Here is a 5,761-nt window from a genome sequence, read left to right as displayed (position 1 = left end):
CCACTTTCTTTTTTTTACACTTTTTTAGGCCTGGAGTTGTACCCAAGTCCGGCTGAAGGGGACGGACTCGAAATCCGTTAGGAGTCGCAAGGCTCGCGTGGGTTCGAATCCCACCAACTCCGCTTTCAATCGGGCATCTGCAGAGGCAGATGCATTTTTTGTATCCACAGACATAAGCGCTGTGGATTTTTTTATGCACAAAAAAGAAGGATCACGCTGTCGTTGGCGCAATCCTTCTATTGATTATCTCACTTTTGCTTCGCGCGCAATCGTGAGTTGCTTTTCGATTTTCTCAAGAATGAGTTCAACTGAATCAGGGTCGTTGATGAGGTCGTACTCTTCAATCGAGAGACGCAATACCGGACACAGGTTGAAGTTGTTGATCCATTCTGTGTAGCGGGCGTACATTTCTTCCCAATAAGCGATTGGTGTTTGCTGCTCCATCTCGCGACCGCGCATCTGAATGCGTTCGAGTACTTGTTCGAACGAACCTTCGAGATAGATTAATAGATCCGGGTGCGGGAAGAACGGTGTCAACACCATTGCCTCGAACAAACTAGAATACGTTTCGTAGTCTGTTGGTGACATCGTCCCTTTTTCATAGTGCATCTTGGCGAAGATGCCTGTATCTTCATAGATTGAACGATCTTGGATGAAGCCGCCACCGTATTGGAAGATTTTCTTCTGTTCTTTAAAACGTTCTGCCAAGAAGTAAATTTGAAGATGGAAGCTCCAACGTTCGAAATCATGATAGAATTTATCGAGGTAAGGGTTGGTATCTACTTTTTCGAGAGACGTTCGGAAATTCAATGCATCGGCTAACGAATTGGTGATCGTTGATTTCCCGATCCCAACCATTCCACCGATTGTAATGATCGTATCGTTCGGGATGTTATATTTATCAATCAGCTTCATTTTATTTGGGCTCCTTTAGTTAATTCTAATTCACGCTCAATCGTTTTTAGGACATGAGTCAAGTCGTCCGGATTGTGTACAAAGTCGAGTTCATCCCCACTGAACGAGAGAATCTTCACTTCTGGATGGGCCGCGCGATATGATTCAACAAACGTCTCATAGTCGTGAGCAAGTTGTTCGAGGTAATCACGAGACATATTCTCTTCCACTTCACGTCCACGCAAGGCGACTCGTTTCATTAATGTCTCAATGCTGGCATGTAAGTAAATGACGACATCAGGTTTCGGCATATCATGTGTCAAAATCTTATAAATCTGCTCGTACTTGTTCAAGTGTGCCGGTTTCAGCGAACGGTGAGCAAAAATCAAGTTTTTGAAAATATGATAGTCCGAAACGACGGATTGTTGCTGACTCAAGTGGTGTTTGTGAATATCATCCAACTGCTTGAATCGATTGCACAAGAAGAACATTTCCGTTTGGAAACTCCATTCTTCGATATCTTCATAAAACTTGCCGAGAAATGGGTTCTCTTCTACAATTTCATTCAGCATCTGCATCGAGAAATGCTGACTGATGATATGGGCCAGTGATGTTTTCCCGACACCAATCGGTCCTTCTACCGTTATAAACATATGATGTCATCCTCCATTATCCAAAGTGCAAGTTCCATTCTAGCACACAATACGAGCGATATGGCGAGGGATTTGATTTTCATTTTTTTTCATAGTTTTAAATAAGAAATGAGGTGAATCGATGGAACGTGATGAGCGATTTATGCAATTGGCCATCGAAGAAGCAAAGAAAGCAGAAGCCATTGGCGAGGTGCCGATTGGTTGTGTGATCGTGAAGGGAGACCAGGTGATCGCAACGGGGCACAATCGTCGTGAGACGGATCGATTGGCGGCAGCACACGCCGAGCTGATTGCGATTGAAACGGCCAATGAGACACTAGGGAATTGGCGATTAGAAGACTGCGAACTATACGTTACCCTTGAACCGTGTCCGATGTGTGCGGGCGCAATCGTGTTGTCTCGCGTGAAACGTGTCATTTTCGGTGCCCACGACCCGAAAGGTGGATGTTGTGGGACGTTGATGAACTTGGTGCAGGATGAGCGGTTCAATCACCAAGCCGAAGTGACAGAAAATGTTTTAGCAGAAGAATGTGGACAGCTCCTGACAGATTTCTTCCGAGCGCTTCGAGAAAGGAAGAAACAAGAACGACTCAATCAGAGAGGTTGCAACCCAATCGATTAAACAGTATAATGTAATAGCACTCGAGGTAGTGCCTAATTTCATTTACCCATTTGCCGTGCTAGGTGGGGAGGTAGCGGTGCCCTGTCACTCGCAATCCGCTGTAGCGAGACTGAATCCCGATTCGAGGGAGTGCGCTGGTGTGGTCTGCCTTATGTAAGTGGCGTTGACGTCTGAGTCCTGCGCAACGGTCACCCATGAACCAGGTCAGGTCCGGAAGGAAGCAGCCTTAAGTGGTGACGTACCGTGTGCCGCAGGGGTGCTTGGGCTGAGCAAACTGCATGAGTAACGCATGTTGACGTGCTTTCAGAAATCGGTGCGCGGCAGATTTATTTTATAACTTCAATCTATGGCCCCCGGGCTGTAGATTTTTTTGTATGATGAGATAGAGAAGAACAGTAGGGAAGGAGGCGAACTCATGGCGTATCAAGCGTTATATCGTGTATATCGACCTCAATCGTTTCAAGAGGTCGTCGGTCAAGTCCATATCACACGTACGATTCAAAATGCTCTGTTAGAGGAGCGGATGTCACATGCGTACCTATTTTCCGGCCCACGTGGAACGGGGAAGACGAGTTTGGCGAAAATCATCGCCAAGGCAATCAACTGTGAAAGTGCGCCGACACGTGAACCATGTAACACCTGTCCGACGTGTATCACCATCACGGAAGGGACAAGTCCCGACGTGTTTGAAATTGATGCCGCATCGAACAACGGAGTTGACGAAATTCGGGAGATTCGAGACAAAGTCAAATATCCGCCGTCCCAAGGGCGTTACAAAGTATACATCATTGATGAAGTGCATATGTTATCGACCGGTGCATTCAACGCGTTGTTAAAGACGCTTGAGGAACCACCGGCACATGCGATATTCATCTTGGCTACAACAGAACCACATAAAATTCCGGCCACGATCATTTCCCGCTGTCAGCGATTCGATGTCAAACGACATGAAGTGAGTCAATTGCAAACGCGGATGGCCTATATTTTGAACGACCAAGACCATGACTACGATCCGGAAGCGTTGAAACTCATCGCACGTGCTGCCGATGGCGGGATGCGAGATGCCCTTAGCTTACTTGATCAGGCGCTCGCATTCAGTGATGGGCGGTTGACGGAAGAAGCGGTGTTAGAAGTCACGGGTGCCGTGACGGATGAAACGTTGCTCGACATGGCGTATGGTCTCCAGCGAAAAGAGTTAAATGCCATTTTGAGTACGCTTGAATTGATGTTACGTGAAGGGAAGGACTTGAAACGTTTCATCGAAGATTTAGTGTTCGTTCATCGGGATGCGTTACTCTTGAAAGCATCTCCACAAGCAGCTGACTTATTGGAACGTGCTCGTCCGACTGACGAGTTTCGTCAGTTCGTCGAAGCGACTTCAACGGATGAATTGTTCCAAGTGATTGAAGAGCTCAATGATTGCCAACAGCAGATGAGGTTATCTAACCATCCGAAAGTGTTGGTGGAGTTAACATTCATCCGGATCGCGGAACAAGGCCGTACAATTAGTGAGCAAATGACACAACTACAAGATCAAGTGCGTGAACTGAGCCGTGAATTAAATGAAGTGAAGAAGAATGGTGTTGTCGTGACAGGTGGAGAAGCAGAAAAGCCGAAGCCTGCTCCGAAACGGGCACAAATCCGGGTGCCTAAAGAACGGATTCGCCAACTCTTGCAACGGGCCGAACGGCAGCATTTGAATGCGATTCGCGACAGCTGGGGAGATATCATGACGAATATTCGGATACAAGACGGTCCGATTTTCGCTCTCTTCTATGAAAGTGAAGCTGTCCTTTGTGCAAGTGACACCTTACTGGTACAATTTAAAGATGGAATGACATGGCACTATGAGCAAGTGAGTTCGAATGGTCGTACGCGCGATGTGATTGAACAGGCGTTATTCGAAGTGACGGGGATTCGTCGCGAAATCATGGCGGTGCTTGAGACGGATTGGAATGAACTAAAAAATGAGTTCATCCTTCAAAAACAGGCAGAACGAACGGAACAAGTCGAAGAGCCGGAAACCGAGGATCCGCTAGTCGCACAGGCGATGGAACGTTTTGGCGATGTCGTTGAAATCGAGGAAACATAAGGGAGGCGCTCTGAATGCGTGGAATGGGAAACATGAACAACATGATGAAACAGATGCAAAAGATGCAAAAAGATATGGCGAAAGCTCAAGAGGAATTAAAAGAGTTATCGGTTGAAGGAACTGCGGGAGGCGGCATGGTGAAAGTTGTCGTCAGCGGTCATAAAGAAGTCTTAGATGTCATTATTGCGGAAGACGTTGTCGATCCGGACGATGTGGATATGTTACAAGATCTCGTCTTAGCAGCAATCAATGATGCAATGAAACAAGCGGATCAGCTTGTGAATGATAAGATGGGACGTTTCACACAAGGGATGAACCTCCCAGGCTTTTAAGTGAAGAAAGGATCGATGCGAGTTGCAATACCCTGAAGCCATTGGACGATTGATTGAGAGTTTTACGAAGTTACCTGGGATTGGACCGAAAACTGCGGTACGTTTAGCATTCCATGTATTAGATATGGAAGAAGATGATGTGTTGACGTTCGCGAAATCTCTTGTGAGTGCGAAACGTGACATAAAGTATTGTACCGTGTGTGGCCACATCACGGATATTGACCCGTGTGCAATCTGCAAAGACTCACATCGGGATGAAACGGTAGTTTGTGTGGTTCAAGACTCAAGAGACGTGATTGCTATGGAGAAGATGCGGGAGTACAGAGGGAAGTATCATGTTCTTCATGGAGCCATTAGTCCAATGGAAGGGATTGGTCCAGAGGATATTAATGTTTCAAGTTTGCTGACACGTTTACAAGAGAACGAGTCGATTCAAGAAGTGATTTTAGCGACCAACCCGAACATTGAAGGGGAAGCGACTTCGATGTATTTATCGAGACTACTCAAACCGACGGGAATTCGCGTGACGCGTCTTGCCCATGGTTTACCAGTCGGTGGAGATTTGGAGTATGCGGATGAAGTGACATTATCTCGGGCGATGGAAGGTAGAAGAGAACTATGAAATGGTTTCGTAAGTCGTTAAGAGATGATTATGATCAACGACTACTGACTGAGTTGCTAGAAGCTAAGGCTAAGTTTGAATCGAAACGTCGGATTCTTGAAGTCAGCATAGAGGACACGGGAGAGCTAGCTGCTCAAGTGAAGCAAGCGGAAGCTCTCTACTTCTTCTATTTGAAAGAAGCAAAGAAGCGAAATGTTTCGTTATCGTCTCTTCGTTCTTAAGGCGACGCCAATGGCGCGCCTTCTTTATTTTTAGTCCTATATAATGAAAGAAAAAAATCTTTTTGGTTGAACAAATGAAGTTTTTATATATTTCTCTAATCTTTTTAACAAAAAGGGTTGCGCGGTTATTATTTTACTGATATATTAATAGACGTCGCCGAGATAAGCGACGAAGAAAACAAAAAATATTTTTAAAAAGTGGTTGACCTTTTGTTCTCCACTTGGTAAGATATTTAAGTCGCCAAGAGCGGCAGACGAACTTTGAAAACTGAACGATGAGGCAAAAATAAGTTTTACCATTTTTGAATGAAGCGCAAGCTTCGTC

The 5,761-nt window shown here is 45.7% G+C and carries 8 protein-coding genes, 1 tRNA gene and 1 other RNA gene; 7 read left to right on the top strand and 3 right to left on the bottom strand.

Annotated elements, in window-relative coordinates:
- Nucleotides 1-32: 32 nt before the first annotated feature.
- Nucleotides 33-122, top strand: a tRNA-Ser gene (locus tag KNO68_RS14700).
- Between the two features lie 121 nt (nt 123-243).
- On the opposite strand, the gene KNO68_RS14695 is transcribed toward KNO68_RS14700, so the two are convergent.
- Nucleotides 244-915 (bottom strand): deoxynucleoside kinase, encoded by a 672-nt coding sequence (locus tag KNO68_RS14695; RefSeq protein ID WP_012727758.1) that lies wholly within the window; start codon nt 913-915, stop codon nt 244-246.
- On the bottom strand, nt 912-1,547 hold the full coding sequence (locus KNO68_RS14690; RefSeq protein ID WP_012727757.1) for a deoxynucleoside kinase: 636 nt from the start codon (nt 1,545-1,547) through the stop codon (nt 912-914). Before KNO68_RS14690 ends, KNO68_RS14695 begins: the two co-directional genes overlap by 4 nt.
- 121 nt (nt 1,548-1,668) lie before the next feature.
- Here KNO68_RS14690 and tadA point away from each other — a divergent pair, with 121 nt between their 5' ends.
- From tadA to KNO68_RS14660, 6 genes are all read left to right on the top strand, one after another.
- Nucleotides 1,669-2,169, top strand: a complete 501-nt coding sequence (gene tadA / locus KNO68_RS14685; protein WP_074035279.1) for a tRNA adenosine(34) deaminase TadA — start codon at nt 1,669-1,671, stop codon at nt 2,167-2,169.
- 53 nt (nt 2,170-2,222) lie between these two features.
- An RNA gene (gene ffs / locus KNO68_RS14680) (signal recognition particle sRNA large type) lies at nt 2,223-2,490 on the top strand.
- 94 nt (nt 2,491-2,584) lie between these two features.
- Complete coding sequence (dnaX, locus tag KNO68_RS14675) at nt 2,585-4,261, top strand: DNA polymerase III subunit gamma/tau (RefSeq protein ID WP_215112696.1); 1,677 nt, start codon at nt 2,585-2,587, stop codon at nt 4,259-4,261.
- Nucleotides 4,262-4,275: 14 nt separating this feature from the next.
- Nucleotides 4,276-4,593 (top strand): YbaB/EbfC family nucleoid-associated protein, encoded by a 318-nt coding sequence (locus KNO68_RS14670; protein ID WP_012727754.1) that lies wholly within the window; start codon nt 4,276-4,278, stop codon nt 4,591-4,593.
- Between the two features lie 22 nt (nt 4,594-4,615).
- Complete coding sequence (gene recR, locus KNO68_RS14665; protein ID WP_012727753.1) at nt 4,616-5,215, top strand: recombination mediator RecR; 600 nt, start codon at nt 4,616-4,618, stop codon at nt 5,213-5,215.
- On the top strand, nt 5,212-5,436 hold the full coding sequence (locus KNO68_RS14660) for a YaaL family protein (RefSeq protein WP_031424056.1): 225 nt from the start codon (nt 5,212-5,214) through the stop codon (nt 5,434-5,436). Before recR ends, KNO68_RS14660 begins: the two co-directional genes overlap by 4 nt.
- A 144-nt stretch (nt 5,437-5,580) precedes the next feature.
- Here KNO68_RS14660 and KNO68_RS14655 read toward each other — a convergent pair.
- Nucleotides 5,581-5,761 (bottom strand): hypothetical protein (locus tag KNO68_RS14655; protein WP_215112695.1); only part of this gene is annotated, 181 nt, incomplete at its 5' end.

Origin of the sequence: Exiguobacterium sp. s75, assembly GCF_018617145.1 — a bacterium.
Lineage (GTDB): Bacteria > Bacillota > Bacilli > Exiguobacteriales > Exiguobacteriaceae > Exiguobacterium > Exiguobacterium profundum.
The sequence above is the reverse complement of the archived record's forward strand: the minus strand, read 5'-3'. Positions and strand labels throughout refer to the sequence as shown.